Source organism: Shinella sp. CPCC 101442 (genome assembly GCF_024704725.1).
Taxonomy (GTDB): domain Bacteria; phylum Pseudomonadota; class Alphaproteobacteria; order Rhizobiales; family Rhizobiaceae; genus Shinella.
In genome coordinates this window covers 739,428-765,354 of sequence record NZ_JALIQS010000001.1, presented here as the reverse complement: position 1 = coordinate 765,354, position 25,927 = coordinate 739,428, and the positions used below count along the sequence as shown (strand labels likewise).

Sequence of the window (25,927 nt, the reverse complement as noted above, 5' to 3'; positions counted from 1 at the left end):
ATGCGCCACGGCTTTCCCGTGCTGTACATCCGCGCCGCTAGCCTTGCCCTTCCTTCCGAATCGGTTCTAAATGCGATTTAAATTGCCAAATAGGCTTTGAAACGCATTTTGAGATTAGCGACATGAATATGGCTGCAATGTTCGGGCAGGCAATTTCCGAGGTCGATCAACTGATCATTGGTCAGGCGCACGAGCTGTCGGACAAGCTGAAGCAGCATCGGCTGGAAATGTTTCCGCCCGTTGCGCAAAAGACCCTGCGCCAGTTTCAGCTGAGCGAGGCGGCGCATTTCCTTGGCGTCACCAGTGGCTATCTGCGCAATCTCTCCCTGGAATCCAAGGGGCCGCTGCCGCAGGTAACGCCGTCCGGACGCCGGTCCTATTCCGCCGACCAGCTCCAGGAGATGCGCAAGTATCTGGAGCAGAACAGCCGTGGCCAGCGCTACGTTCCTCATCGAAAGGGCCGCGAGCATCTGCAGGTCGTGGCCGTCGTGAATTTCAAGGGCGGTTCCGGCAAGACCACGACGACGGCGCATCTGGCGCAGCATCTCGCGCTCACCGGTCACCGCGTTCTCGCCGTCGATCTCGACCCACAAGCCAGTCTTTCGGCAATTCATGGTTTCCAGCCGGAATTCGATGTCAACGAGAACGAGACGCTCTACGCAGCCATCCGCTACGACGACCAGCGCCGGCCGCTGAAGGAAATCATTCGCAAGACGAATTTTCCAGGCCTCGATATCGTGCCGGGCAATCTCGAACTCATGGAGTTCGAGCACGATACGCCGCGCGTCCTGGCACAGGGCAACCGGGGCGATTATGGCCGTATCTTCTTTGCCCGCCTCGACGAGGCGCTGTCCTCCGTCGCCGACGATTATGACGTAGTGGTCATCGACTGCCCACCGCAGCTCGGTTTCTTGACGATGAGCGCGATCTGCGGCGCGACGGCGGTGCTGATCACCGTGCATCCGCAGATGCTTGACGTCATGTCGATGTGCCAGTTCCTGCAGATGCTCGGCGAGGTGTTGAACACGCTGAAGAGCGCGGGTGGCAACATGAACCTGGATTGGCTGCGCTACCTCGTCACCCGATACGATCCGGCGGACGGACCGCAGACCCAGATGGTCGCCTTCATGCGCTCGATGTTCAAGCAGCATGTGCTGACCAGTCCGATGGTGCGCAGCGTCGCGATCGCCGACGCCGCGCTGACCAACCAGACGCTTTACGAAGTCGACCGCAGTCAGTTCACCCGCGCGACCTATGACCGCGCGTTCGAGTCCATGGAAGCGGTCAATTCGGAGCTCGTCGAACTGATCCATAAGGCATGGGGGCGTTGATATGGCGCGCAAGAACGTTCTTTCCAATCTGATGGCCCCTGCCAACGACAAGTTGACGCCGGTAAACCCGGTGGCGGAAGAGCAACGCCAGCATGTCACCTACAAGGGCATCGGAGCACTCGGCGCGGTGACGCGCAGCATCGATGCACTTGCGGCGAAGGCGGATGCGGCCAAGGAGATCGAAGCAAAGCTGACGGCCGGAGAGGTCGTCATCGAGCTTGAGCCAGATCAGATCGAGGATTCCTTCGTTTCGGATCGCCTTGCTCATTCCGACCAGCAGTTTCAGGAGCTGGTGGATGCAATGCGTGTGCGCGGCCAGGACTCGCCGATCCTCGTGCGTCCGCACCCGACAAAGGACGGCGTCTATCAGATCGCCTTTGGCCATCGCCGCGCAAAGGCGGCGCGCCTGCTCGGCCGCCCGGTGCGCGCGGTAGTCAAGGCCCTTACCGACCGCGACCACGTTATCGCGCAGGGCCAGGAAAACAGCGCCCGCGCAGACCTCTCGTTCCTGGAGCGTGCGACCTTTGCCGGTGAACTGGAAAGTCGCGGTTTTGATCGTGAGACGATCATGGCCGCACTCAGTATCGACAAGACGACAGTTTCAAAAATGTTGTCGGTTGTGAACAGGATTCCGAAGGCGGTGCGAACCGGCATCGGCCCAGCGCTCGCCATCGGCCGCGATCGTTGGCACGAGTTGGCGACCCGTTTCAACGAGCCGGCCAATGAGGATAGGGCCGTCGAATTCCTCGGGCGGGAGCGGATCAGGGTTCGCGCGCCGGAGGAGCGTTTCAATCTTGTGAGCGGTCACCTCTCCAAGGCCGAAACGCCGACAAATGCCGTCAAACCCGCCCCCGCCGCGTGGGAGCGCAAGGATGGCTCGATCCGCGCCAGCATCAAGGGCAATGGCCGCCAATACACGATTGCTCTGAAAGCTGCGGAAGCCGCGGCTTTCGGCGCCTATATCACGCAGAACCTGGATCGCCTCTACGATGCGTACCGGGCTGAAAAGAAACAGAAATCGGGAGATTGATCCGCAAAAGAAAAAGGCCCCCTCAACGTTACCGTCGCGGAAGCCCTTCTCATCGTTTAGCAGCCTGAGAGTCGCACTTCCCCGAATCACAGTCAAGCGTTTTTGGCATCGGCTTTCGATGAAGGGGTCTCTTTTGCCTTTTTGAAGGTGAAGAGACATGGAAACGGACGGTATAACGACGCCCTTCGGGCAGCGAGCGATGACGCTTGGCATGTTGGCAAGCCAGGCCATTGCCAAGACGGTCTCGCCGGAAGCGAGCATCGACAAGTGGAAGCTCTATCGCTGGCTCTGTGAAGCCCGGCCTAAGCTGCGTGTCAGCGATCGGGCGCTCTCCGTGCTGAACGCGCTGATGAGTTTCTATCCGAAGACGGAGCTTTCGGGCAGCGACAGCCTGGTCGTCTTCCCTTCCAATATGCAGCTTTCCCTGCGTACGCATGGCATGGCGGAAACGACGCTACGCCGGCATCTCGCCGCACTGGTCGAGGCCGGTCTCCTGACGCGACGCGACAGCCCCAACGGCAAACGATATGTCCGCCGCGACAGGGGAGGGGAGATCGGGGAAGCTTTCGGCTTTTCGCTGACCCCCCTCCTCGCGCGGGCAGGGGAGATCGAACAGCTTGCGGCAGCAGTTACTGCCGAACGACTGCTGCTGCAACGTCTTCGCGAACGCATCACGCTTGTTCGCCGTGACATCGTCAAACTGATAGAAACCGCATTGGAAGACGGCCTTTCCGGTGACTGGATGCAGTTTGAAGCCGAATATCGTGTGCAGATACTCGGCCTGCCGCGAGTGGCAACGCCAGAAATCCTGACGCCGATCCTCTCAGCGCTCGAAGACTTGCGGTCGGAGATACTCAAGTGCATGGAACATCAGATTATTTTACATAATCCGGCTGGCTATCCCGGCCAAACTGAGCGGCACAAACAGAATTCAAAACCCGAATCCACCTCTGACTTTGAACCTCGCTTCGAAAAGAAGCAGGGCGGAAAGGCTGAATTCCAATCGGAGACGCTGGCGACGGCTGATACCACAGCGGAAGCGAAATCCGGAGATGCCGGTGAACCGGTGCTTGGCGTTGGCAGCGCGAGGACGGACAGACATCAGCGCGCCCCAACGCCCGGGGCGGACCCGCTGAAACCCTATCCCCTCCCCCTTGTTTTGCAGGCCTGCCCGGAAATTATTCCGTTTGGTCCTGGCGGGACGATCTCTAGCTGGCGGGATCTGATGACGGCGGCCGTCGTGGTTCGCTCGATGCTGGCGATCAGCCCGTCTGCGTATGAGGATGCCTGCGCAGTGCTTGGGCCGGAAAATGCGGCGACCGTGATCGCCTGCATTCTGGAGCGTTCGGGGCACATCAATTCGGCGGGCGGCTATCTGCGGGATCTCAGCCGACGCGCGGAACGCGGTGAATTCACGCTCGGTCCGATGCTGATGGCGCTCGCGCGGGCGAACGGCACGCCTGCCAAACGTGCGGGATGATCACAAATCGGCACAGTGAATTCGGCTTTGGAAACCGCATGTTAACCATGCAATCCGTAATCATGGGGGGAAGACAAGGAAGCTCGAATCAATGCCCCCCTACGCCTCCGCTCAGATGCGCCGCCGTTTTGTTCCAGTTGATACGGGGCCGGTTGTCCCCTTCCCCGCTGAGCGCCGCACGGCAAAAATTCGTCATTGCGCCGGCGAGCTCGATGGCTTGCAGGGCGAGGATGCGCGGCTTTATTGGCGAAAGGTCTGCCGCGAGCTGGCAGACGAAATGCGCAAGCTCGGATCGAGCGACGATAGCGCCCGCGCCGCGGTGTTCGCTTTTCAGGACGAAGTGCAGCAGGAGCTCTTCCGTATGCACCATGCGGAAGATGTTTGATCGCCAGGATCAGATAAGGCCTGTTGCGCTCGTCGCAAGGCCGAGCGAAAAGATGACCAGAAAAACGGCCGCAATCCGGTAGACCAGCCGGGGCTGCACGATCGGAGCTTGGCCGACCAGGCTGCCGAGCGCGAGAAAGCTCGTTCCTGCCGCCGCGACAAGCAGACAAAAAAGCCCGAGCGCCGGTGCTATCTCCAACAGTGGACCATGCGGCATGATGACGAGCCCGATAATCGGCGCTTTCGGATTGAGCGTCGTGGTCAGAAAAACCTGACTGACGGTCACAGGCTTCGCAGTCCCCTCCCCTTCCTGCTTTGCGGAAACACGCCATAGCCGAACGGCGAGAAGAAGAACCCAGCACGACGCGAGGATGCGCAGCGCGGCGGCCAGCGTGGGGCGGCCCTCAAAAAGGGCGGCGGCGACCGTGGCCAGGGGTAGGACCACGGCGAGATAGCCGAACAATTCGCCAAGAAGCAACGGCAGGCTTTTACGAAAACCGTTTGCGGCCGCGCCCACTGTCAGCAGGGTGTTGGTCGGGCCTGGTGTCAGGAGCAAAGCGAGGATGGCGAAGATGAACAGGCTGTCCGGCATTGGTGGTTCCTACGAAAGGCGCGATCGCCGTTCCCCTTCCTATGTCTCCTCCTGTAGAGCAACCTTGATCTCCGTCAAGAGGTTCAACTGCTCGCAAGATCACCCTTTCCCTCATCCATATGTCCCGCTAGGAACAGAAGGGCATTTTTGCAGAGGGAACACGATGACCGATATGATCGAGGACGATATTCGCCGACTTGAAGAGCAGGAACGGCTCCTGCGTTTTACCCGGCTCAGCCCGGACGATGCCTGGGTCCTCGGCAACCATGTGCGGGAAACGGCGCTTGCCATTGGCGCGGGCGTCGCGATCGACATTTCCCTGCGCGATCGGCTCCTCTTCCATTGTGTTCTTCCGGGCACTTCCACTGACAATGTCGAGTGGATTCGCCGCAAGCGAAATACGGTGCTGCGGCTTTGGCATTCGTCTTATCTGGTCGGTCGCCGTCTCGCACTAACGGGTCGCGACCAGGAAGAGGCGCACAATCTCCCGCTATCAGACTTTGCCGTGCACGGCGGTAGCTTCCCGCTTTTCGTCGCTGATCTCGGATGTGTTGGCGCGGTGACTGTTTCCGGCGTGCCGCAGCGGACGGACCATGCGATCGTGACAGATGCGATCGCCGCCTTCCTCAAGGTGGACCTCGGGGACAGCCGCCTGCCGGACTGACCCCTCCCCTCTAGAAATGGGGTAAAGGGCTGCGTAGGATGGGCCGGCCGGAGTGTTTCGGCCGGTGGAGGAGAGGAGCCCCCATTCCGTGAAAGTGCGTCATGCCCTGGCGTTCGCGATCTTGCCGATCGCCATCGTCCTTGCGATCCTGCAAGGCGGAACGCTGATGACGCGCAGTTACATGGATGAAGCGTCGTTGCAGGCCGGCTCCGCTCTGCGCCTCGCTGTCGCAGCGCTCGGCGGTCATCTCAGCCGATACGAACCGCTGCCCGCATTGATCGCCGACCATGACGATATCGAAGCGCTTCTTCAAAAGCCTGGCGATCCGGTCCTTCGCCGAGTGGCAAATGATTACCTGAAGGAAATCAATGGATTGCTGGAGTCGTCGGATATCTATGTGATGACGCCTGACGGCAATACGATAGCGGCCAGCAACTATGACAGGCCGGCGACCTTCGTCGGGCAGAACTTTCACTATCGTCCCTACTTCCAGGATGCGATCAAGGGACGGCAGGCTCGCTTCTTTGCGCTCGGAACCACGTCACTGAAGCGAGGCTACTATTTCTCCTCGCCCGTGGAGGTTGGCGGAAAGATCCTCGGCGTCATCGTCTTCAAGGTGGATATCGATTCCATCGAAACATCCTGGCGGGGTGGTGAATACAAGATCTTCGTCGCCGACCCCGAGGGGATCATCTTCATGACGGGGAGCCCGGAATGGCTCTATACCGGCGTTCTACCTTTGGATGCATCTCGCCTCGCACGCACGCAGGCCTCCCGCCGATACGCCGAGGCGCAGCTACGCCCCCTCCCCGTGACCGAAACGGTTTACCACGGTCAACATCTGATGCGCATTGCCTCCGACGGGGTAAGCCGGGAATATCTGCGACTTTCTCACTACATGCCTGAAGCGGATTGGACGGTGAACGTCCTTCTCGATACGGCGTCGGTGCGAACACAAGCGCGCACGACCTTGATTGCCGTTTTGCTTTTCATTTGCCTGACCGGACTTGGTGGCGCCGTGCTTTGGCAGCGCCGCGCCCGAGTGGTCGAACGCTTGCGCCTGCAGGAGGAAACCCAAAACGAACTCGAGCGACGGGTCGAGGAACGCACCGCCGATCTGGCACGGGTCAACGAACAGATAGAACTGGAAATCGCGGAGCGCCGTTTGACCGAGCAGGAACTGCGCAAAACCCAGGCCGATTTGATTCAGGCCGGAAAACTCGCTGGGCTGGGCCAGATGTCGGCCGCGCTCTCGCATGAATTCAATCAGCCTCTCGCCGCGGCAAAGACTTATGCGGATAGCGCCGCTCTGTTGATCGACCGAGGCCGTGTGCCGGAGGCGCAGGATAATGTGCGGCGTATTTCCAGCCTGATCGATCGAATGGCTTCTATAAGTCGGCACTTACGTAATTTCGCCCGCAAGCCCAATGAAAAACTCGGTTCGGTTCTACTCTCCGACGTCATTGCGGACACGCTTGAAATCGTTACGCCCAGGCTCAAGGCGGCTGATGCGCAGCTGAAGCTTCACGTAGAGAAACAAGGATTAGCGGTGCTGGCGGGGCCGGTGCGGTTGCAACAAGTTCTGGTCAACATCATCAGCAACGCGGCGGACGCAGTCGAGGGGTTGGAGAACAGGGACATCGTGCTTTCGGCCGACCAGGTTGACGGGCGCATTGTCATTACAGTGCGGGATCATGGACCGGGCGTGCCGGCGGCTATAGCCGAGCGGATCTTCGATCCCTTCTTCACCACGAAGGGCGTGGGCAAGGGGCTAGGCCTGGGGCTCTCTATTTCCTACAATATTATCAAAGACTTCGGCGGCGATCTGGCGGTCACCAACCATCCGGACGGCGGTGCGGTCTTCCGCGTGGTGCTCGCCCCGGCCGGTATCGCTCGCGAGGCGGCGGAATGAAGGGCCCCCATGTCCTCTTGATCGACGACGATGAAGAGATGCGCCGCTCGTCTGCCCAGGCTTTGGAACTCTTCGACTTCGTGGTCGAGACGTTTTCGGCAGCCGAACCGGTTCTGGAGCGTGTCGGCTATTCTTTCGATGGTGTCGTGGTCAGCGATATCCGCATGCCCGGCATGGATGGCATGACGCTGCTCCAGCGTGTCCGCGAGGTCGATCCGGAAGTGCCGGTCATTCTGGTGACGGGACACGCGGACGTGCAGCTCGCGGTCAGCGCCATGCGCGCCGGCGTCTATGACTTCGTTGAAAAGCCGTTTGCCGCCCAGCATCTGGCTGTCGTCATTCGACGCGCGATGGACCGGCGCAGCCTCGTTCTGGAGAACCGCCGTCTGCGCGCCGTCGCCGGAAAGCGCGATGATATCGAGGCGCGCCTGCCCGGCCGCACCCAGATCATGGTCGATCTGCGCTACAGGCTCCGGGCTATCGGCGCGACCGACGCGGACACCTTGATCATCGGTGAGACAGGTGTCGGGAAAGAAGTCGTGGCCCGGGCGTTGCACGACATCAGCGGCCGCGCCGGCCGGCCGTTCATTGCGATCAACTGTGCGGCCCTACCCGACAATCTTATCGAGAGCGAATTGTTCGGCCATGAGGCTGGCGCCTTTCCGGGTGCCGTTCGTCCTCGCTACGGTAAGTTCGAACATGGCCGGGGCGGCACGATTCTGCTCGATGAAATAGGCTCTATGCCCTTCGATTTGCAGGCAAAATTCCTCCGCGTGCTGCAGGAACGCGTCATCACGCGCCTGGGTTCGAACGAGCCGGTCCCGCTCGACGTGCGTTTTATTGCCACCAGCAAGGTTGACCTTGATGCGGAGGTCGCCGCCGGTCGCTTTCGTGCCGACCTATTCTATCGCCTGAATGTCGCGACCCTCCATGTGCCGGCTCTGTCGCAACGTCTGGCCGATATCCCCCTCCTCTTCCTTCAGCTCGTGCGCGAAGCCGCGGCACGTTATATGCGCAGCGATATCGACGTCGCGCCGGAGCTGTTGACCGAGATTGCCGCGCGCGGCTGGCCCGGTAACGTCCGGGAGTTACGCAATGCCGCCGACCGCCTGGTGCTCGGCCTCCCCGCGACGCCGGAGGAAAACCAGCCCGATGCGGGGCCGCAGCGTCTCGCAGACAGGGTCGCATCGTACGAACGCGGGTTGATCGCCAGTGCGCTGGCCGCACATGGCGGAAGCCTCAAACCGGTTTACGAACAGCTCGGCGTGTCGCGAAAGACGCTTTACGAGAAGATGCAGAAATACGGGCTGGACAAATATGCCGGGTCCGACGCCTTTCAGGACGACGCCTGACGGTGATTGGGTGGATTTCCACCCATGGATAGCCTCCATTGTCCCCGAAGACACCCATTCTGCCTAGGTTTACCGCCGTAAACTGGCCGTCAACCCCTCGGTTGGCTTGTTCCAGGCGCGTGTTGCTTCACTCTCGGGACAACCAGAATCGGTGCGGGAGGAGCTGCATCGGCTGGTCATTTCATCTCGGGAGGATTTGATGAAGACCTTGAAAGCCCTGTTCGGCCTGTCCGCTGTTCTTGCAACCAGCCTGCTCGCGACGGCCGCGTTCGGACAAACCTATCCGGAACGCACGATCACCATGGTCGTGCCCTTCTCCGCCGGCGGCCCCACCGACACGGTCACACGCCTCGTTGCCGAGGCCATGTCGAAGGACCTTGGCCAGCAGATCGTGGTGGAGAATGTCGGCGGCGCGGGCGGAACGCTCGGCGCAGGGCGTGTCGCGAGCGCGGACCCTGACGGTTATACGCTTCTCTTGCACCACATTGGCATGGCAACCAGCGCCACGCTGTATCGCAAGCTCGCCTACGAAACCCTGAATGCTTTCGAATATGTCGGTCTCGTCACCGACGTTCCCATGACCATCGTCGCTCGCAAGGACCTGGAGGCGACCGACCTCAAGGGTTTGGTCGAGTACATGAAGGCGAACAAGGACACAGTGACGGTTGCCAATGCCGGCATTGGCGCAGCGTCGCATCTGTGCGGCATGATGCTGATGAGTGCGCTTCAAACACAGTTTACCACCGTTCCCTACAAGGGCACTGGCCCTGCCATGACCGATCTGCTCGGCGGCCAGGTCGATGTGATGTGCGACCAGACCACCAACACCACGAAGCAGATCCAGGGCGGCACCATCAAGGCCTATGCCGTGACCTCCCCCGCCCGGCTGGGTAATCTACCCGATGTGCCGACGGCGGAAGAAGGCGGACTGCCGGGCTTCCAGGTCGGTATCTGGCACGGCATCTACGCGCCGAAGGGCACGCCCGCGGAGGTGACGGATAGGCTCTCGAAGTCCCTGCAGCTAGCGCTGAAGGACCCGAATGTCGTCGCCCGTTTTGCCGAATTGGGCACGGCCCCCTCCTCCGACGCCGACGCCACGCCGGCTGGATTGAAGGCCAAGCTGGAGAGCGAAATCGCTCGCTGGAAGCTCGTCATCGAGGCGGCGGGCCAGTACGCCGACTGATCCTGTTTGCGAAATGGAATCGTGACGGCGGTAAACGCCGTTGCGATTCCTGACGGCGCGCGATCTTTCCGCGATCACGGAGGAGGGGATTTCATGAAAAACCTGCAGTTCGACAGTATCAATGCGATATGCGGCCTGACCTTTATCGCCCTTGGCAGCTTCTTTATTTATCAATGCTTTACACTGGAGCTGGGCACGGCGTTGCGTATGGGCCCCGGCTATTTTCCGCTTGTTCTGGCGGTCATTCTCACCCTTCTCGGCGTTGTCGTCCTGGTGCAGTCAACGCGGGTTCAGGGCGAGCCGATCGGGCCGATTGCGTTGCGCGGCATGCTTTTCATTCTGCCGGCTCCGGTCTTTTTCGGGTTGACGGTGCGCGGTCTCGGCTTCGTGCCTTCGCTGTTCTTCGCGGCACTCATTGCTGCTTTCGCTTCCAGCCGCATGAAGCCCGGCATGGCGGTGGTTCTCGCGGCCGCCATCACGCTCTTCTCGGTAGCGGTGTTCAGCTACGCCCTCGGTCTGCCGTTCGAGCGGTTCGGCCCCTGGACACGGCTCTAGGAGGCCTGACATGGATCTTATCAACAATCTGGCGCTTGGTTTTTCCACGGCCGCCTCCCCCGCGAACCTCGCGTTTTGCCTGATCGGTGTCCTTCTCGGTACGTTGATCGGCGTGCTGCCCGGCATCGGCGCCACGGCGACGATCGCCATGCTCCTGCCCATCACCTTCCAGTTGGAGCCGGTATCCTCGCTGATCATGCTTGCGGGCATCTATTACGGTGCGCAGTACGGTGGTTCCACCACTGCGATCCTGATCAATATGCCGGGCGAGTCCTCGTCTGCCGTGACCGCCATCGACGGCTACCAGATGGCGCGCAAGGGCAGGGCGGGCGCCGCGCTGTCCATTGCCGCGCTGGGTTCGTTCTTCGCCGGCACGGTCTCCACGTTCCTCGTCGCGATCTTCGCCCTCCCCCTGACGGCCATCGCGCTGAAGTTCGGTGCGGCGGAGTATTTTTCGCTGATGGTCGTTGGCCTCGTTTCTTCGATCGCGCTTGCTCACGGCTCCATCGTCAAGGCGCTCGCCATGGTCGCGCTGGGCCTGCTGCTCGGCCTTGTCGGCACGGATATCTATACGGGGACGCCGCGGTTTACCCTGGGCATCCGGGAATATGCCGACGGTCTCAATTTCGTCGCCGTTGCAGTGGGCGTCTTCGGCATCGCGGAAATCCTGCGCAATCTCGAAGGCGAAAAGAACCGCACCGTGTTGATGGCCAAGGTGTCCGGGCTTTGGCCCACCAAAGACGATTTCAAGCGTATGGCCGCCCCGGTTCTGCGCGGAACGGTCATCGGTTCGGCACTCGGTATCTTGCCGGGGGGAGGGGCCATTCTCGCCGCCTTCGCCTCCTACACGGTGGAAAAACGCGTCTCGGACCATCCGGAAGAGTTCGGTCATGGTGCCATTGCCGGCGTTGCAGGCCCGGAATCGGCCAACAATGCCGGTGCGCAGACATCCTTTATCCCATTGTTAACACTTGGAATTCCCGCAAACCCGGTGATGGCGCTGATGGTCGGCGCAATGATCATTCAGGGCATCGTGCCCGGCCCGAACGTCGCGACCGAACAGCCGACCCTGTTCTGGGGCATCATCGCCTCCATGTGGATCGGCAACCTGATGCTCGTGGTGCTGAACCTGCCGTTGATCGGCCTCTGGGTAAAGCTGCTGACGGTGCCCTATTATGTGCTCTTCCCGATCATCATGGCGTTCTGCTCCATCGGCGTCTACAGCGTGAACACCAATGTCTACGACCTCTACGCGGTCGCGCTGTTCGGTCTCGGCGGCTATCTGCTGGTGAAACTGCGCTGCGAGCCTGCGCCGCTGCTGCTCGGCTTCGTGCTTGGCCCGCTGCTGGAGGAGAACCTGCGGCGTGCCATGATCCTGTCGCGGGGGGACCCGACGACGTTCGTGACACGACCGATCAGCGCGATCCTGCTGGCTATCGCGCTCGCGGTTCTCGTCGTCGTCTTCCTGCCGTCGGTCAAGAAGAAGCGCGAACAGGTGTTTCAGGAAGAAGATTGAGCATCGTTCAAAGCGATGGCGGGAAGGGGCGGCCAAGCAGGCCGCCCCTTCTGCTTTGCGACGATATTGCAATGCGGCGACGGTCGGGATAAAACTTGACAAAAAGGTGAAGGAATATTGGGCGACGCAATGACGTTCCAGCCGCGCATGCAAAACAAGATCGAAGGATTTTCGGTGGTCGGCGGGCTGAACCGGCGGCACTGGAACGGTATCGTGGCGGATGTCTGGGACGTCGAATGCGCGCCGCATGCCGGCGGCTACTATGTCGGACGGGATCCGCGGCTGTTCATCCTCCTCGACAAGCGAGGGCCGGGCGCCTCCCGCACCCGGCTTTCGCCGGGTGGCGTGGAAACCATCGGCGATTGGGCAAGCCGCCCGATTTCGTTCATCCCTGCCGACTTCGAGCTCTGGGCCGATCTAGCCGATCATCGGTTCCTGCGCCATCTCGACCTGCATTTCGACGTGGAAACGATCAGCCGGCGGCTCGCCGAGGACCTCGATCCCGAGCGCCTCGTGACGCCGCAACTCTTCTTTGCCGACAGCAAACTCCTGTCGCTCGCGCAGTTGATCGCGGCCGAATGCACCAACCCGCAACCGTTGCATGACCTCTATGGCGACGGGCTCTCTCTGGCGCTGATCATCGATGTGATGAAGCTTGCCAAGGCGCCCGGCCGCAAGCGCAGCAAGCTTGCCGCCTGGCAGCTGCGCCGCGCGACGGACTTCATTGAAGAAAACTGCTTGCGCAACATTCGGCTGGAAGAGATCGCCGGCCTCATGGGCCTGTCGCAATCCCATTTCAGTCACGCCTTCAAGGCATCGACGGGCATCGCTCCGCATCAGTGGCAGGTGAATGCGCGGCTTCGGCATGCCAAGCATTTGATTCTCAAGGGGGAGCAGTCCCTGACCGAAATCGCGGCCGAAACCGGCTTTGCCGATCAGGCACATTTCACGCGGGTTTTCCGGAAGAATTTCGGAACGACGCCGGCGTATTGGCAGAAGGCGAATGCTGCCTGATCTCTGGTTGCGAGCGAATCTTCGCCGCCCGGAAAATTGCCCAAGAACGTTCTATTTTCGCGGAATGTGACAATCCTGGTCCTTAAAATTGAGTTAATCACTCATCTTATCGTATCCGGCCCGGAGAGGGGACGGCGTGAGTGGGGTGCCCGCAATGATGAAGACGACGAAGAATACGCATGCTCTGAGGCTGGCTTTGGCCTGCGGAACGGCCGCAATTGCCTTGCTGGCATCGGCCTCGGCCTTTGCGCAGGACGCCGATGGTGCGACCCGGCTTGAGGAGATCCGGGTCGAACAGGGCGATCCGAATGGGAGTGCCGCAGAAACGGGCGTGGAGCCCGTGCGGGGGATCGTTGCGAAATCAACGCGGAGCGGCATGAAATCGACCACTGCGCTGACCGAGGTGCCCCAGTCGGTCACCGTCGTCGGTCGTGAGCAGATCGACGACCAGAGCCCGCAGAAGATAGACGAGGCGCTGCGCTACGTCGCAGGTGTCAGTACATCTACCTATGGTACCGACGCTGACACGGACTGGTTCTTCATCCGTGGCTTCCAGGCCGAGCAGACCGGCGTTTTTCTCGACGGGCTTTCGCTTTTCCAGACCGGCTTCGGCACTTTCCTCGTCGATCCCTTCTTCCTTGAGCGCATCGAAGTCATCAAAGGACCCAGCTCCGTACTTTACGGCAGCGGCAATCCCGGCGGTTTCGTCAATATGATCAGCAAGCGGCCGACCGAAGAGCCGCTTCGTTATGTGGAAACCGGCATCAACAGCTTCGGCAATGGCTATCTCGGCCTTGATTTCAGCGACAAGCTCGGCAGCAGCGATGTCATGAGCTATCGCGTCACCGGCAAGATTTCCGGTGGCGGCTGGCAGACGGACCACGCCAAGGATTTTCGCGGCACGATCGCGCCGAGCCTGACTTGGAGCCCGGATGATGCGACCAGCCTGACGATCCTCAGTTCGTACCAGAACATCGACCTGACGCACACGAGCACCGGTTTCCTGCCCTATGTCGGGACGGTCGTGGACTCGCCGAATTTCGGGCGCATCCCGCGTGATTTCTTCTACGGTGATCCGGACTTCGATACTTACGAGCGCCAGCAGGCGATGATCGGCTACGAGTTTGAGCACTCGTTCGACAACAACTGGACGGTCCGTCAGAACGTTCGTTACGCGAACGTTTCGCTGCACGAGGATGCGCTGTATGCCAACGGTCCGTCCTTGGTCGACCCGACCAAGATTGCCCGCTATCGGTTCGCGCACGACACCGATGTCGGTCTGTTGACGGTCGACAACCAGCTCGAGGGTGAATTCGCCACCGGCGCCCTTCAGCATAGCCTGCTCGTCGGCCTGGACTACCGCCATTACAACATCGACCAGGTTCAGGCGACCGGCGGATTTGTCCCGGGGGATCTGGACATCGATCCGCAAAATCCCGTTTACGGTAATGTTGTCCTGCCCGGACTTTTCGACCCCTATGCGGATAACGAATTCAAGCGGGACCAGGTCGGTATCTATGCACAGGACCAGATCAAGTTCGGCGGCGGCTGGATCGCGACGCTGAACGGGCGCTACGACTTCGTCTCCACGAAGATCGACGACCGCACAGCGGCGGCGCTTGGCTCCACCGATACCGACAACGGCAAGTTCACCTGGCGCACGGCGCTGGCCTACGAATTTTCCAACGGCCTGACGCCGTATGTAAGCTATTCGACGTCCTTCAACCCGGCGACGTCTGTCGATCCGGACAATGGATTGCCAGACCCGGATGTGGGCAGGCAGTGGGAAGCCGGCGTGAAGTACCAGCCGGACTTCATGGACGCGATTTTCACCGCTGCCTATTTCGACATAACACGGGAAAATGTCGTCAAGTCTGAATTTGACGGGAAGCGGTTCCTGACGCGATACTACGCTATCGGCGAAGTGGATGTTCGCGGGTTCGAAGCCTCGGCCCAGGCGAATGTGACGGAAGGTCTCAAGGCGATTGCCGCCTTTACCTATCTCGACATGAAGGTCGTCAAGGACCTTCGGCCGGAACTCGTCGGTAACACCCCGGTGCAGGTTCCCGACCTCACCGCATCCTTCTGGCTTGACTACTCGTTCCAGAACGACGCCCTCAGCGGCTTGAGCGTCGCTGCCGGTGTCCGCCATGTGGGCAAGTCCTGGGCAGATGACGCCAACACGTTGAGAGTGCCGTCCGCCACGCTGGTGGACGCGGCCATCCGCTACGAAAAGGATAACTGGTCGGTGGCATTGAATGCGTCGAACCTGTTCGACAAGCGTTACGTTGCGTCCTGCCAAAGCGCAGTGAGCTGCGGCTATGGCGCAGGCCGCACGTTCATGCTCAAGGCAAGCACCTCGTTCTGATAGATCGAAGCGGTCCCGAAAGACAAAACCCGGCGAATCAATCGCCGGGTTTTTAGTTTACTGCAGGCAACTTAGTGGGTGAGGGTAATGGTCACGCCGGCGGTCTTGAGGGCCGTTGCGACATCGCGCGGCGGGGCCTTGTCGGTGAAGAGGTCGGTGAGGGCTGCAAAGTCGCAGACGCGCACCAGGCCCTGCCGGCCGAACTTCGTATGGTCGGTAATAACGACGGCGCGGCGGCCCTGCGCCACCACGGCGCGGGCGAATTCGGCTTCCTCCAGATCATAGTCCATGATGCCGATCGTGGCGTCGATCGCGCCCGTCGATATGACGGCGTGGCCGACTGTGAAATGGCTGATGAACTCGATGGCCGAAATGCCGAAGGCCGCGCCATTGTCGCTGCGCAACTCGCCGCCCGCCATATAGACGCGATTGTCGTTGACCGTCGAAAGCGTGCGGGCGATGTCGGAGGAATTGGTCACGACCGTCAGTCGCCTGTGGCCGAGCAGCTCGCGGGCGAGATAACTCGTCGTGGTTCCCGTATCGAGCATGATTGAATCGCCGTCGCGGATCGTCGCGGCGACCGCGATGGCGATCGCCTTCTTCGCATCGCTATTTTCGCGCATGCGTTTTTCGAATGGTGCTTCACCGAGTATGGAGGGCAGCGCCACGGCGCCGTGCATCTTCACCACTGCGCCGTTTGTCGTCAGCGGTTTGATGTCCCGCCGCACGGTTTCGAGCGAAACGTCGAGTTTTTTGGCGAGATCGGCGATCGTCACCGTGCCGTCCTGCTGGAGAAGCCGGAGGATGTCGTTATGGCGCTTGGAATGGTTCATGTCTTTTGGTCCGCGGCGACGTTGTTCCCTTCATAATCTTCTCGAAGCCATCTGGCAAGAAAGCCGCAAAATCGGTCACAAAAACAGAAAAAGCCACATTTGAGGATTGACACCCGCTTTCATCCTGCATGAGATTGTCGACGCGGGGCGACCAACAAGACCAATAGGGAACGGCGCTCCGGCAAGGCACGCGGTACATCCGCGCGGCCGCTTGGGGAGAGCGTTGATGGACGGACACGTCGAGCTCAGCCGCGCCGTGGAGGATCGCATTCGTGCGATGCCCTGCTGGCACGGCCGGATCGGGATTGCGCCGCTGAAGGGCGGCATCAGCAACGAGAGCTACGTCGTCAGCGATGGCGCCGGGCGCCATGTCGTGCGCTTCGGCAAGGACTACCCGTTCCACCACGTGTTTCGCGATCGCGAATTGATGACGGCGCGGGCGGCGCATGCGGCCGGATTCGGGCCGGAGGTGCGCTATGCCGAGCCCGGCATCATGGTGTCCGCCTATCTCGGGGCGAAAACCTATGGGGCAGGGGAGGTCGTCGCGGAACGGCGGCGCGTTGCCGATCTGCTTCACCGTTTCCACACGCAGATGCCGAAGGAAATCAGCGGCGCCGCCTTCCTCTTCTGGCCCTTTCATGTGGTGCGTGACTACGCTCGCACGCTGAAGGCCGGCAATAGCCGCATGGCGCCGCATCTGCCTGGCTACCTCGCGCTGGCGGACGAGCTGGAGGCCGCGCAGGCTGCGCTGCCCATCGTCTTCGGTCACAACGATCTTTTGCCGGCTAACATTCTCGACGACGGCGAGCGGCTCTGGCTGATCGATTTCGAATATGCCGGCTTTTCCACCGCCATGTTCGATCTGGCCGGCGCGACCTCCAATGCGGGGCTTTCGCCTGAAGAGGCGGAGGATTTTCTGGACGCCTATTTCGGGAGCGCCACGGATCCGGCAATCCGCCGCTCGCATGCCGCCATGCAATGCGCTTCGCTGCTGCGCGAGGCGATGTGGAGCATGGTCTCGGAGCTGCATCTCACCGCGCCCGGCGCCGACTATGTCGGCTACACCTCGGACAATCTCGCCCGCCTCGACAAGGCGCTCGACCACTACAGATCGCAATACGGGAAACCACACACATGACCCTGCCATCCCATGCCGAGATCGTTGTCATCGGCGGCGGCATCATCGGCTGCTCGACGGCCTATCACCTGGCGCGCGACCACAAGGCGGACGTGGTCTTGCTGGAGCAGGGTACGCTGACGTCGGGCTCCACCTGGCATGCGGCAGGCCTGGTCGGGCAGCTGCGTTCCTCGGCCTCCATTACCCGCGTGCTGAAATACTCCGTCGATCTCTACAAGGGCCTCGAGGCGGAAACCGGCCTTGCCACTGGCTGGAAGATGAGCGGCTGCCTGCGCCTTGCCACCAACCAGGACCGCTGGACCGAGTTCCGCCGCCTCGCCACGACCGCCAAGAGCTTCGGCATGGACATGCACCTGCTGACGCCGCAGGAGGTCAAGGCGATGTGGCCACTGATGGAGGTCGGCGATCTCGTCGGCGCCAGCTGGCTGCCGACGGACGGGCAGGCGAGCCCCTCCGACATCACTCAGTCGCTCGCCAAGGGTGCCCGCATGCATGGCGCGAAGATCGTCGAGAACGTGCGCGTCACGGGCTTCGACATGGAGGACGGCCGCATCCGCGGTGTGCGCACCACGCACGGCGATATCGCTTGCGAGAAGGTCGTCAACTGCGCCGGCCAGTGGGCGCGGCAGGTGGGCGCGATGGCCGGCATCAACGTGCCGCTGCAGCCGGTCAAACACCAGTATATCATCACGGAAAAGGTGCCCGGCCTTTCGACCGACGCGCCAACCATCCGCGATCCCGATCGGCGAACCTACTTCAAGGAGGAGGTCGGCGGGCTCGTCATGGGCGGCTACGAGCCCAACCCGCAGCCGTGGACGACCGGCGATGTGCCGGACGAATGGGCCTTCCGCCTGTTCGACGACGATTTCGACCATTTCGAGCAGCATATGGGCGAGGCGATCGCCCGCGTGCCGGCGCTCGAAAACGTTGGCGTCAAACAGATGATCAACGGTCCCGAGAGTTTTACGCCCGACGGCAATTTCATCCTCGGCGTGGCACCGGAATGCAGGAACATGTTCGTCGGCGCCGGCTTCAATGCCTTTGGTATTGCTTCCGGGGGAGGGGCGGGCTGGGTGCTGGCGCAATGGGTCGTCGACGGAGAGGCGCCGCTCGATCTCTGGGTGGTGGATATCCGCCGCTTTGCCGGCATGCACCGCGACCGCCAGTGGGTGCTCGACCGCACGTTGGAGGCCTATGGCAAGCATTACACGATCGGTTTTCCGCACGAGGAATACGAGAGCGGCCGCCCGCGCGTCGTCTCGCCGCTCTATGAGCGCCTGAAGGCGCATGGCGCGGTGTTCGGCTCTAAACTCGGCTGGGAGCGGCCGAACTGGTTTGCGCCCGAGGGAACGGAGCCGAAGGATATCTACTCCATGGGACGGCAGAACTGGTTTGCCGCCGTGGGCGACGAACACCGCCATGTGCGCGAGGCCGTCGGCATCTTCGACCAGTCGTCTTTCGCCAAATACGAGATGACGGGGCCGGATGCACTGAAGGCGCTCGACTGGATCTGCGCCAACGATGTCGGCAAGTCGGCCGGGCGCCTGACCTACACGCAGCTCCTCAACACCCGGGGCGGCATCGAGGCGGACCTGACGGTGGCGCGCCTTTCGGAGGAGAAATTCTACATCGTCACGGGCACCGGCTTCCGCACCCATGATCTCGGCTGGATTGCGGACCATATTCCGGCCGGTCTCGACGTATCCTTGCGCGACGTCACCGAGGATTTCGGCACGCTCTCGCTGATGGGCCCTAAGGCGCGCGGCGTGCTCGCCGCCGTCACGGATGCGGATGTCTCCAATGCCGCTTTCCCCTTCGGCCATGTGCGGGAAATCGACATTGCCGGCCATAATGTCCGCGCGCTGCGCGTCACCTATGTCGGCGAACTCGGCTGGGAGCTGCATGTGCCGATCGCTGCGATCGGATCGGTCTTCGATGCGCTGATGACGGCGGGCGCGCCTTTCGATATCCGCCCTGTCGGCTACCGCGCGCTGGAATCGCTACGCCTCGAGAAGGGCTATCGCGCCTGGGGCTCGGATATCACGCCAAACGATACGCCCTTCGATGCCGGTCTCGGCTGGGCGGTGAAGCTGCGCAAGAATACCGACTTCCTCGGCCGCCGGGCGCTGGAAGGCGTGCAGGGCGAGCCGCGCAAAAAGGCCTTTGCCGGCTTCACGGTCGATAATCCCGATATCGTGCTCGTCGGCCGCGAGACGATCCTGCGCAATGGGGAGCCCGTCGGCTACCTTACCAGTGGCGGCTACGGCTACACGCTCGGTAAAAACATCGGCTACGGCTATGTGCGCCGCGCCGAAGGCATCGACGACAACTTCCTTGGTGACGGCGACTATGAACTCGTCGTCGCGATGGAGCGCACGCCGGCGAAAATTCATCTGGAGCCGCTCTACGACCCGGCAACTGCGCGGGTGAAGGCCTGAAACATGGGAAGGAGGGGCGGAAGGCCCCTCTTTTTTTATCTACGCATGGCGGCTTTCGGGCGCTCAGAGGCTCGCTGGCGCGTTTTTGTTTCTCGACGAGGAAAGGGGCTCAGGCAAGGGGCGTGCCTGCGTCTGGCGGCCTGTGAGCGCCTTTCGCGGGCCTGTCCCATCCCCTTTGTTGCTCTCGCCCTTTGCTCCTGCGATCTCCGATACCGGCATCACCCCACGCAGGCTTATCTGACGACCGCAGGACGACGTTGGACTTGGCGTCTGCTATCGCTTGTGTGAAAGATATTTCAGCGCTCGGCCTTGATTTCAGTTCGATAACATGAAATATATTTCATTGTGTGAATTATATTGACACGTAATGTGCAATACGGTTAGCTGCTCATACCGGACTTCGAGGAGGAAGCCGGTCTTCACTGAGATCAGCGGCGTCGAAACCGACGCCCACGGGCTTTTTGGGAGGGGCTTTTGCGCCCCGAGGAGGACACTTGCGCACTTTTTTCACGACGACCGCCATGGCGGTCCTTGCGACCACGCTTTTTGCCGGCGCTGCCGCGGCTGAAACGGAAAATCCGTTCCGCTGCAAGCCGGGCGAAAAATACGTCATGAACGTCATGGTATCGGGCGTCGAATACTGGTTCCCGGTCTATGAGATGTTCAAGCAGGCCGGCCAGCAGCTCGGCTGCGAGACGGAATATACCGGCACGCCGGAATATGACGTCAACAAGCAGATCGCCACCTTCGACCAGGCGCTCGCACAGAACCCGGCCGGTATTCTCGTTCATCCGATGAACTCCGACCCGTTCATCGAGCCGATCAACCGCGCCATCGACCAGGGCACGGCCGTCGTGACGTTTGCCGCCGACTCGCCGCTGTCCAAGCGCGTTTCCTTCATCACCTCGGACAACAACCGCGAAGGCTCCTATGCAGCCGACGCGATCGCCGAGAAGATGGGCGGCAAGGGCGAATATGCGGTCCTGGAAAATCCGGGCCAGGACAATCACGACAAGCGCATCACGGCCTTCATCGCCCGCATGGAAGAGAAGTGGCCGGACATGAAGCTGGTCGGCCGCGCGGCCTCCAACCAGGATCCGACCAAGGCCTATCAGGGCCTGTCGAGCCTCATTCAGGCCAATCCGAACCTCGGCGCGGTCTTCATGCCGGAAGCCAACTCGGCGATCGGCGCGGCACAGGCCAACAAGGAAGCCGGCGGCAAGGTCCTCGTCATGTGCGCCGACGTCAACGCCAATATCCTCGACATGATCAAGGCCGGCGAAGTCTTCGGTTCGATCAACCCGAACCAGGGCATGCAGGGTTACATGGGCTTCATGCTGCTGTGGCTCGCCAAGCACCCGGAACTCATCGACCCGATGAACGACGCCAAGCGCTCGGGTTTCAACCCGATGAGCATTCCGGTCGTCGACAACGGCCTGTCCATCGTGACCGCTGAAAACGCCGACGACTTCTACTGGGACAAGTACCTGAAGCGCCGCGGCACCAAGGGTATCGAGGAGTAATCTCCCGAGCGAATACCATCCGCGTCTAACGGCGCGGATGGTCTCGGAAGGAGTAGGAGGAAGACGATGGCGGAGCCGGTGCTCACCATTCATGGCGTGACCAAGCATTTCGGAGCGGTGAAGGCGTTGACGGATGTCGACTTCACGCTCGAACGCGGCGAGGTCCATGCGCTCTGCGGCGAAAACGGTGCCGGAAAGTCGACGCTGATGAACATCATCGCCGGCGTCCTGCAGCCAACCGAAGGCGAAGTTCGCGTCGACGGCCAGCCGGTGCGCATCGCTTCCCCTGCCGTCGCCCAGTCGCTCGGCATCGGCCTGGTGCATCAGGAAATCGCGCTCTGCCCAGATGCGACGGTGGCCGAAAACATGTTCATGGCGGCCACCAACCGCCGCCGCTCGCCCTTCATGAATTATGGCGCGCTGGAGCGGGACGCGCAGAAGGTCATGAACCGGCTCGCCGCCATCGACGTTCGTCGCAAGGTCGCCGACCTGCCGATTTCCAGCCAGCAGCTCGTCGAGATCGCCAAGGCGCTGACGCTCGACTGCCGCGTGCTGATCCTCGACGAGCCGACCGCAGCCCTCACAGAAACCGAGGCGCAGCAGCTCTTTTCGATCATTCGCGACCTCAAGGCCAACGGCATCTCGATCATCTATATCAGCCACCGCATGGCCGAGATTTTTTCTCTCTGCGACCGCGTGACGGTGTTCCGGGACGGTCGCTATGTCTGCACCGATCGCATCGCGGACGTCACGCCCGACGATGTGGTGCGCCGCATGGTGGGTCGCGAGATCACGCAGCTCTATCCCGACAAGCTCGGTGCCAGCGAAGCGTCCGATGAAACCATCCTTGAGGTTGACGGCATCGGCGACGGCTTGCGCTTCCGGGATGTCAGCTTCGACTTGCGCAGGGGCGAAATCCTCGGCATCGGTGGCCTGATCGGTTCCGGCCGCACGGAGATCGCCGAGGGCATTTGCGGCCTTCGCCCGCGCACCACGGGTGCGGTGCGGCTGCATGGCGCGGTGCAAAAGATCAATTCCTATTCCGATGCGGTGAAGGCCGGCGTCGTCTATCTCTCGGAGGACCGTAAGGGCTCCGGCGTGTTTCTCGACATGTCCATCGCGCAGAACATTTCCGTGCTGGATCTGAAGGCGCTGACAAACGCCGCCGGCCTCCTGAACGGCCGCGCGGAAACGGTGCTGGCGGAAGATTTCGCCAAACGGCTCGCCGTGCGCATGAGCGGTGTCGAAGCGCCCGTCAAATCGCTGTCCGGCGGCAACCAGCAGAAGGTGGCGATTGCCAAGCAGCTGGCCGTGAAGCCGAAGGTCATCGTGATGGACGAGCCGACGCGCGGCATCGATGTCGGCGCAAAGACCGAAATTCACCGCCTGCTGCGCGATCTTGCGCGCTCGGGCATCGGCATCATCGTCATATCCTCGGAAATGCCCGAACTGCTCGGCCTTTCCGATCGCGTTCTGGTCGTCCGGGAGGGACGTATCGCAGGCGAACTCGGTGCGGACGAAATGTCGGAGGAGGCCGTGATCCGTCTTGCCTCGGGGCTCGGCGCGGCGAAGGCGGCAGACCATGCCGCGTGAAGACAAAGTGGGAGAGAGGGAAATGGCAATCGACACGATGGCGGGGGCAGCACCCAAAACATCGTCCTTCAAGCGTATCGGCACGATGCGCGAGGCCGGGCTGATCGCGATCATTCTGGCGCTTGGGCTCATCATGAGCTTTGCCTCGCCGCACTTCCTGACGCTCGGCAATTTCCGCGCCATGCTGATGAGCTTTTCTGTCGAAGGCATCGTTGTCGTCGGCATGACGATCCTGCTCATCGTCGGCGGTATCGACCTTGCCGTCGGATCGGTCGTCTGCTTCGCGATGGTGCTGTCGGGCTCGCTCTTCCTTGCCGGGCTGGATCCCTGGACGGCCTCGCTGATCGGCATCCTTGCCTCAAGCGCCATCGGCGGCATCATGGGCTTCTTCGTGACGGTCGTCGGTCTCAACCACTTCATCACGTCGCTGGCGGCCATGGTGATCGTGCGCGGCCTCTGCCTCATCATCACCAAGGGCACGCCGCTCTCGCTCTTCACGCTGCCGGCCGGCTTCAAGGCGGTCGGGCAGGGCACCTTCTACGGCATTCCCTATGTCATCCTGATCTTCGTCGCGGTCGTCATCCTGTTCGATTTCCTGCTGCGCCGGGCGACCGCCTTCCGCAAGGTCTTCTACACCGGCAGCAACGAGAAGGCCGCGCTCTATTCGGGCATCAAGACCAACCAGGTGAAATTCTGGGTGACGGTGCTGTGCTCGACGCTCGCCGGTGTCGCAGGGGTCATCTACATGTCCCGCTTCGGGGCTGCCACGCCGACCTTCGGCGCCGGCATGGAGCTGAACATCATTGCCGCTGCGGTCATCGGCGGGGCCTCGCTCAGCGGCGGATCGGGCACTGTCCTCGGCGCCATCCTCGGCATGGCGCTGCTCTCGCTCGTCACCTCGTCGCTGATCCTGCTCAACGTCTCCGTCTACTGGCAGGACATGATCAAGGGCTGCATCCTGCTCGCGGCCGTGTCCATCGATCATTTCATGCACAAGCGGAAGGCCAGCTGACATGCCGATCGCCAAACTGAAACCCAAGACATCAGCGCCGCGTGAAGAGATCGTCATCGCCCGCCAGATGCACCAGGCGCTTGTGCTGCACTTCCTGGAGGGCCTGACGCAGGCGCAGATCGCCGACCAGCTCGGGCTGTCGCACGCCACCGTCAACCGCCTCATCAAGCGCGGCCGTCAGCTCGGCCTCGTCGAGATCAAGATCAGGTCGCCGATGGAGCCGCTGGTCGATCTGGAGGAACGGCTTCTGGCGCTCGGCGGCATCAGCCGCGCCGTGGTGGTGCCGACCGTCTCCGACAATCCCCAGACAGCCCTTCAGGCGGTGGGGGAGGCGGCTGCGAGGCTGCTTCTGGAAGAGATCGCCGACGGCGATACGATCTGCATCACCGGCGGCAAGGGCGTCAGTGCCGTCGTGGCCGGGTTGCAGGCCGCGCGCCGTTACGATGTCGAGGTCATCCCCGCCACCGGCTGCGTGCAGGGAAAACACTATACCGACGTCAATCACGTCTCGACGATGATGGCCGACCGGCTGGGCGGACGTTCCTACCAGATCCATGCGCCGCTCTTTGCCGACGATGCCGCACAGCGCGCGATGCTGATGAACATGCGCTCCGTCGCCGACGTCTTTCAGCGGGCACGCGAGGCCAAGGTCGCGGTGGTCGGTATCGGCTCGATCCTGAGCCAGGATTCGACCTATTACGACCTGCATCCCTCCTCCAGCGAAGACCGCAACGCCATCGAACATTCCGGCGCGAGCGCGGAACTTCTTGCCCATCTGCTGGATGGCGAGGGTCGGGTCTGCGACTACAGCCTCAACCGCGCGCTGGTTTCGCTGACGCTCGGAGAATTCGAATCCATCCCGGCGAAGATCGGCGTGGCGAGCGGCCTCAACAAGGCCGGCTCCATCCTCAGCGTGCTGCGCGGCAACCATCTCGACACGCTCGTCACCGACGAGGCGACCGGTGCGCGCATCCTTGAACTGGCATCCGAAGAAGGACTTTGTGCATGAACGGCGAACAGTTGACCCGTCCAATCGGACGCTCCGGCGTAAATGCCTCCGCCGTCGGCCTCGGCACCTGGGCAATCGGCGGCTGGATGTGGGGCGGCACGGACGAGGCGCAATCCATCGCAGCCATCCAGGCCTCGCTCGAGGCTGGCGTGACGCTCATCGACACCGCGCCCGCCTACGGCCTCGGCCGCTCGGAGGAGATCGTCGGCAAGGCCCTTGCCGGGCGCCGCGACAAGGCCGTCATCGCCACGAAATGCGGCCTCGTCTGGCACACCGCGAAGGGCAATCATTTCTTCGATCAGGACGGCAAGCCGGTCCACCGCTATCTCGGCCGCGACGGGATCATCCATGAGGTCGAGGAAAGCCTGCGCCGGCTCGGCACTGACTATATCGACCTCTACATCACGCACTGGCAGGACCCGACCACGCCCATCGAGGAGACGGTCGCGGCGCTGCAGGAGCTGAAAAAGGCCGGAAAGATCCGGGCGATCGGTGCGAGCAATGTCAACCGGTCGGAACTCGAACAGTATATTGCTACCGGGTCGCTCGACGCGATCCAGGAGCGGTTCAGCATGATCGATCGCGAGATCGAGGCGGACCTGCTGCCGCTCACTCTTGCCAGCGGCGTTTCGACGCTGAGCTACTCCTCGCTGGCGCTCGGTCTGCTCTCCGGCACGATCGGACCGGACCGGGTGTTTGCCGGCGACGACCAGCGCAAGGACAATCCACGTTTCTCGGTCGCCAACCGGCAGAAGGCGACGGATTTTTCCGACGCGATCCGCGCGATCGCGGAGCGGCATGGCGCCAGCATCGCGCAGGTGGTGATCGCCTGGACGCTGGCGCAGCCGGGCGTCACCTTCGCGCTCTGCGGCGCCCGAAATCCGGCGCAGGCGCTCGACAATGCCCGGGCCGGCACACTCCGGCTCAATGCGGACGATCTTGCGGCCATCGACGCCGGTATAGCGGCAAAACTGGCCAATATGGACGGATAACGGACTGT

General features: G+C 61.8%; 21 protein-coding genes. 19 read left to right on the top strand and 2 right to left on the bottom strand.

Annotated elements, in window-relative coordinates; translation table 11 throughout:
- Nucleotides 1–122 precede the first annotated feature (122 nt).
- The 4 genes from repA (at nucleotide 123) to MUO32_RS03465 (ending at nucleotide 4,226) form a co-directional block, all read left to right on the top strand.
- Nucleotides 123–1,331, top strand: a complete 1,209-nt coding sequence (gene repA, locus MUO32_RS03480; RefSeq protein ID WP_257946835.1) for a plasmid partitioning protein RepA — start codon at nucleotides 123–125, stop codon at nucleotides 1,329–1,331.
- 1 nt (nucleotide 1,332) lies between these two features.
- Nucleotides 1,333–2,361 carry a plasmid partitioning protein RepB gene (gene repB / locus MUO32_RS03475; RefSeq protein WP_257946834.1) on the top strand — a complete coding sequence of 343 codons (1,029 nt, stop codon included), beginning with the start codon at nucleotides 1,333–1,335 and terminating at the stop codon, nucleotides 2,359–2,361.
- Between the two features lie 157 nt (nucleotides 2,362–2,518).
- Nucleotides 2,519–3,841, top strand: a complete 1,323-nt coding sequence (gene repC / locus MUO32_RS03470; protein ID WP_257946833.1) for a plasmid replication protein RepC — start codon at nucleotides 2,519–2,521, stop codon at nucleotides 3,839–3,841.
- Between the two features lie 91 nt (nucleotides 3,842–3,932).
- On the top strand, nucleotides 3,933–4,226 hold the full coding sequence (locus MUO32_RS03465) for a DUF6074 family protein (protein ID WP_257946832.1): 294 nt from the start codon (nucleotides 3,933–3,935) through the stop codon (nucleotides 4,224–4,226).
- A gap of 9 nt (nucleotides 4,227–4,235) precedes the next feature.
- Here MUO32_RS03465 and MUO32_RS03460 read toward each other — a convergent pair whose 3' ends face one another.
- On the bottom strand, nucleotides 4,236–4,817 hold the full coding sequence (locus MUO32_RS03460) for a LysE family translocator (RefSeq protein WP_257946831.1): 582 nt from the start codon (nucleotides 4,815–4,817) through the stop codon (nucleotides 4,236–4,238).
- Nucleotides 4,818–4,980: 163 nt separating this feature from the next.
- Between MUO32_RS03460 and MUO32_RS03455 the strand changes: the two genes are divergently transcribed.
- The 8 genes from MUO32_RS03455 (at nucleotide 4,981) to MUO32_RS03420 (ending at nucleotide 15,381) form a co-directional block, all read left to right on the top strand.
- Nucleotides 4,981–5,481 (top strand): heme-degrading domain-containing protein, encoded by a 501-nt coding sequence (locus MUO32_RS03455; protein ID WP_257946830.1) that lies wholly within the window; start codon nucleotides 4,981–4,983, stop codon nucleotides 5,479–5,481.
- Nucleotides 5,482–5,569: 88 nt separating this feature from the next.
- Complete coding sequence (locus MUO32_RS03450) at nucleotides 5,570–7,393, top strand: sensor histidine kinase (protein ID WP_257946829.1); 1,824 nt, start codon at nucleotides 5,570–5,572, stop codon at nucleotides 7,391–7,393.
- On the top strand, nucleotides 7,390–8,745 hold the full coding sequence (locus tag MUO32_RS03445) for a sigma-54 dependent transcriptional regulator (protein WP_257946828.1): 1,356 nt from the start codon (nucleotides 7,390–7,392) through the stop codon (nucleotides 8,743–8,745). The genes MUO32_RS03450 and MUO32_RS03445 overlap by 4 nt, the downstream gene beginning before the upstream one ends.
- A 199-nt stretch (nucleotides 8,746–8,944) precedes the next feature.
- Nucleotides 8,945–9,928, top strand: a complete 984-nt coding sequence (locus MUO32_RS03440; protein WP_257946827.1) for a tripartite tricarboxylate transporter substrate-binding protein — start codon at nucleotides 8,945–8,947, stop codon at nucleotides 9,926–9,928.
- A gap of 93 nt (nucleotides 9,929–10,021) precedes the next feature.
- A complete protein-coding gene (locus MUO32_RS03435) occupies nucleotides 10,022–10,483 on the top strand; it encodes a tripartite tricarboxylate transporter TctB family protein (protein WP_257946826.1) in 462 nt (153 codons plus the stop codon).
- Nucleotides 10,484–10,493: 10 nt separating this feature from the next.
- Nucleotides 10,494–11,999, top strand: coding sequence for a tripartite tricarboxylate transporter permease (locus tag MUO32_RS03430; protein WP_257946825.1), 1,506 nt, complete (start codon nucleotides 10,494–10,496; stop codon nucleotides 11,997–11,999).
- 129 nt (nucleotides 12,000–12,128) lie between these two features.
- A complete protein-coding gene (locus MUO32_RS03425) occupies nucleotides 12,129–13,013 on the top strand; it encodes an AraC family transcriptional regulator (protein ID WP_257946824.1) in 885 nt (294 codons plus the stop codon).
- A 157-nt stretch (nucleotides 13,014–13,170) separates the two neighbouring features.
- Nucleotides 13,171–15,381, top strand: coding sequence for a TonB-dependent siderophore receptor (locus tag MUO32_RS03420; protein ID WP_257947160.1), 2,211 nt, complete (start codon nucleotides 13,171–13,173; stop codon nucleotides 15,379–15,381).
- A 71-nt stretch (nucleotides 15,382–15,452) separates the two neighbouring features.
- Here the strand turns inward: MUO32_RS03420 and MUO32_RS03415 are convergent, their stop codons facing one another.
- Entirely contained in the window at nucleotides 15,453–16,214 is a 762-nt protein-coding gene (locus MUO32_RS03415) for a DeoR/GlpR family DNA-binding transcription regulator (RefSeq protein ID WP_257946823.1), read from the bottom strand.
- A 226-nt stretch (nucleotides 16,215–16,440) separates the two neighbouring features.
- Between MUO32_RS03415 and MUO32_RS03410 the strand changes: the two genes are divergently transcribed.
- From MUO32_RS03410 to MUO32_RS03380, 7 genes are all read left to right on the top strand, one after another.
- Nucleotides 16,441–17,352, top strand: coding sequence for a choline/ethanolamine kinase family protein (locus tag MUO32_RS03410; RefSeq protein WP_257946822.1), 912 nt, complete (start codon nucleotides 16,441–16,443; stop codon nucleotides 17,350–17,352).
- A complete protein-coding gene (locus MUO32_RS03405) occupies nucleotides 17,349–19,790 on the top strand; it encodes an FAD-dependent oxidoreductase (protein WP_257946821.1) in 2,442 nt (813 codons plus the stop codon). The genes MUO32_RS03410 and MUO32_RS03405 overlap by 4 nt, the downstream gene beginning before the upstream one ends.
- A 494-nt stretch (nucleotides 19,791–20,284) precedes the next feature.
- On the top strand, nucleotides 20,285–21,313 hold the full coding sequence (locus tag MUO32_RS03400) for a substrate-binding domain-containing protein (RefSeq protein ID WP_244761833.1): 1,029 nt from the start codon (nucleotides 20,285–20,287) through the stop codon (nucleotides 21,311–21,313).
- Between the two features lie 66 nt (nucleotides 21,314–21,379).
- On the top strand, nucleotides 21,380–22,906 hold the full coding sequence (locus tag MUO32_RS03395; RefSeq protein ID WP_257946820.1) for a sugar ABC transporter ATP-binding protein: 1,527 nt from the start codon (nucleotides 21,380–21,382) through the stop codon (nucleotides 22,904–22,906).
- A 22-nt stretch (nucleotides 22,907–22,928) separates the two neighbouring features.
- Nucleotides 22,929–23,918 (top strand): ABC transporter permease, encoded by a 990-nt coding sequence (locus tag MUO32_RS03390; RefSeq protein ID WP_257946819.1) that lies wholly within the window; start codon nucleotides 22,929–22,931, stop codon nucleotides 23,916–23,918.
- Between the two features lies 1 nt (nucleotide 23,919).
- Entirely contained in the window at nucleotides 23,920–24,927 is a 1,008-nt protein-coding gene (locus MUO32_RS03385) for a sugar-binding transcriptional regulator (RefSeq protein WP_257946818.1), read from the top strand.
- Nucleotides 24,924–25,919 (top strand): aldo/keto reductase, encoded by a 996-nt coding sequence (locus MUO32_RS03380; protein ID WP_257946817.1) that lies wholly within the window; start codon nucleotides 24,924–24,926, stop codon nucleotides 25,917–25,919. Before MUO32_RS03385 ends, MUO32_RS03380 begins: the two co-directional genes overlap by 4 nt.
- The last annotated feature ends 8 nt before the right edge of the window (nucleotides 25,920–25,927 follow it).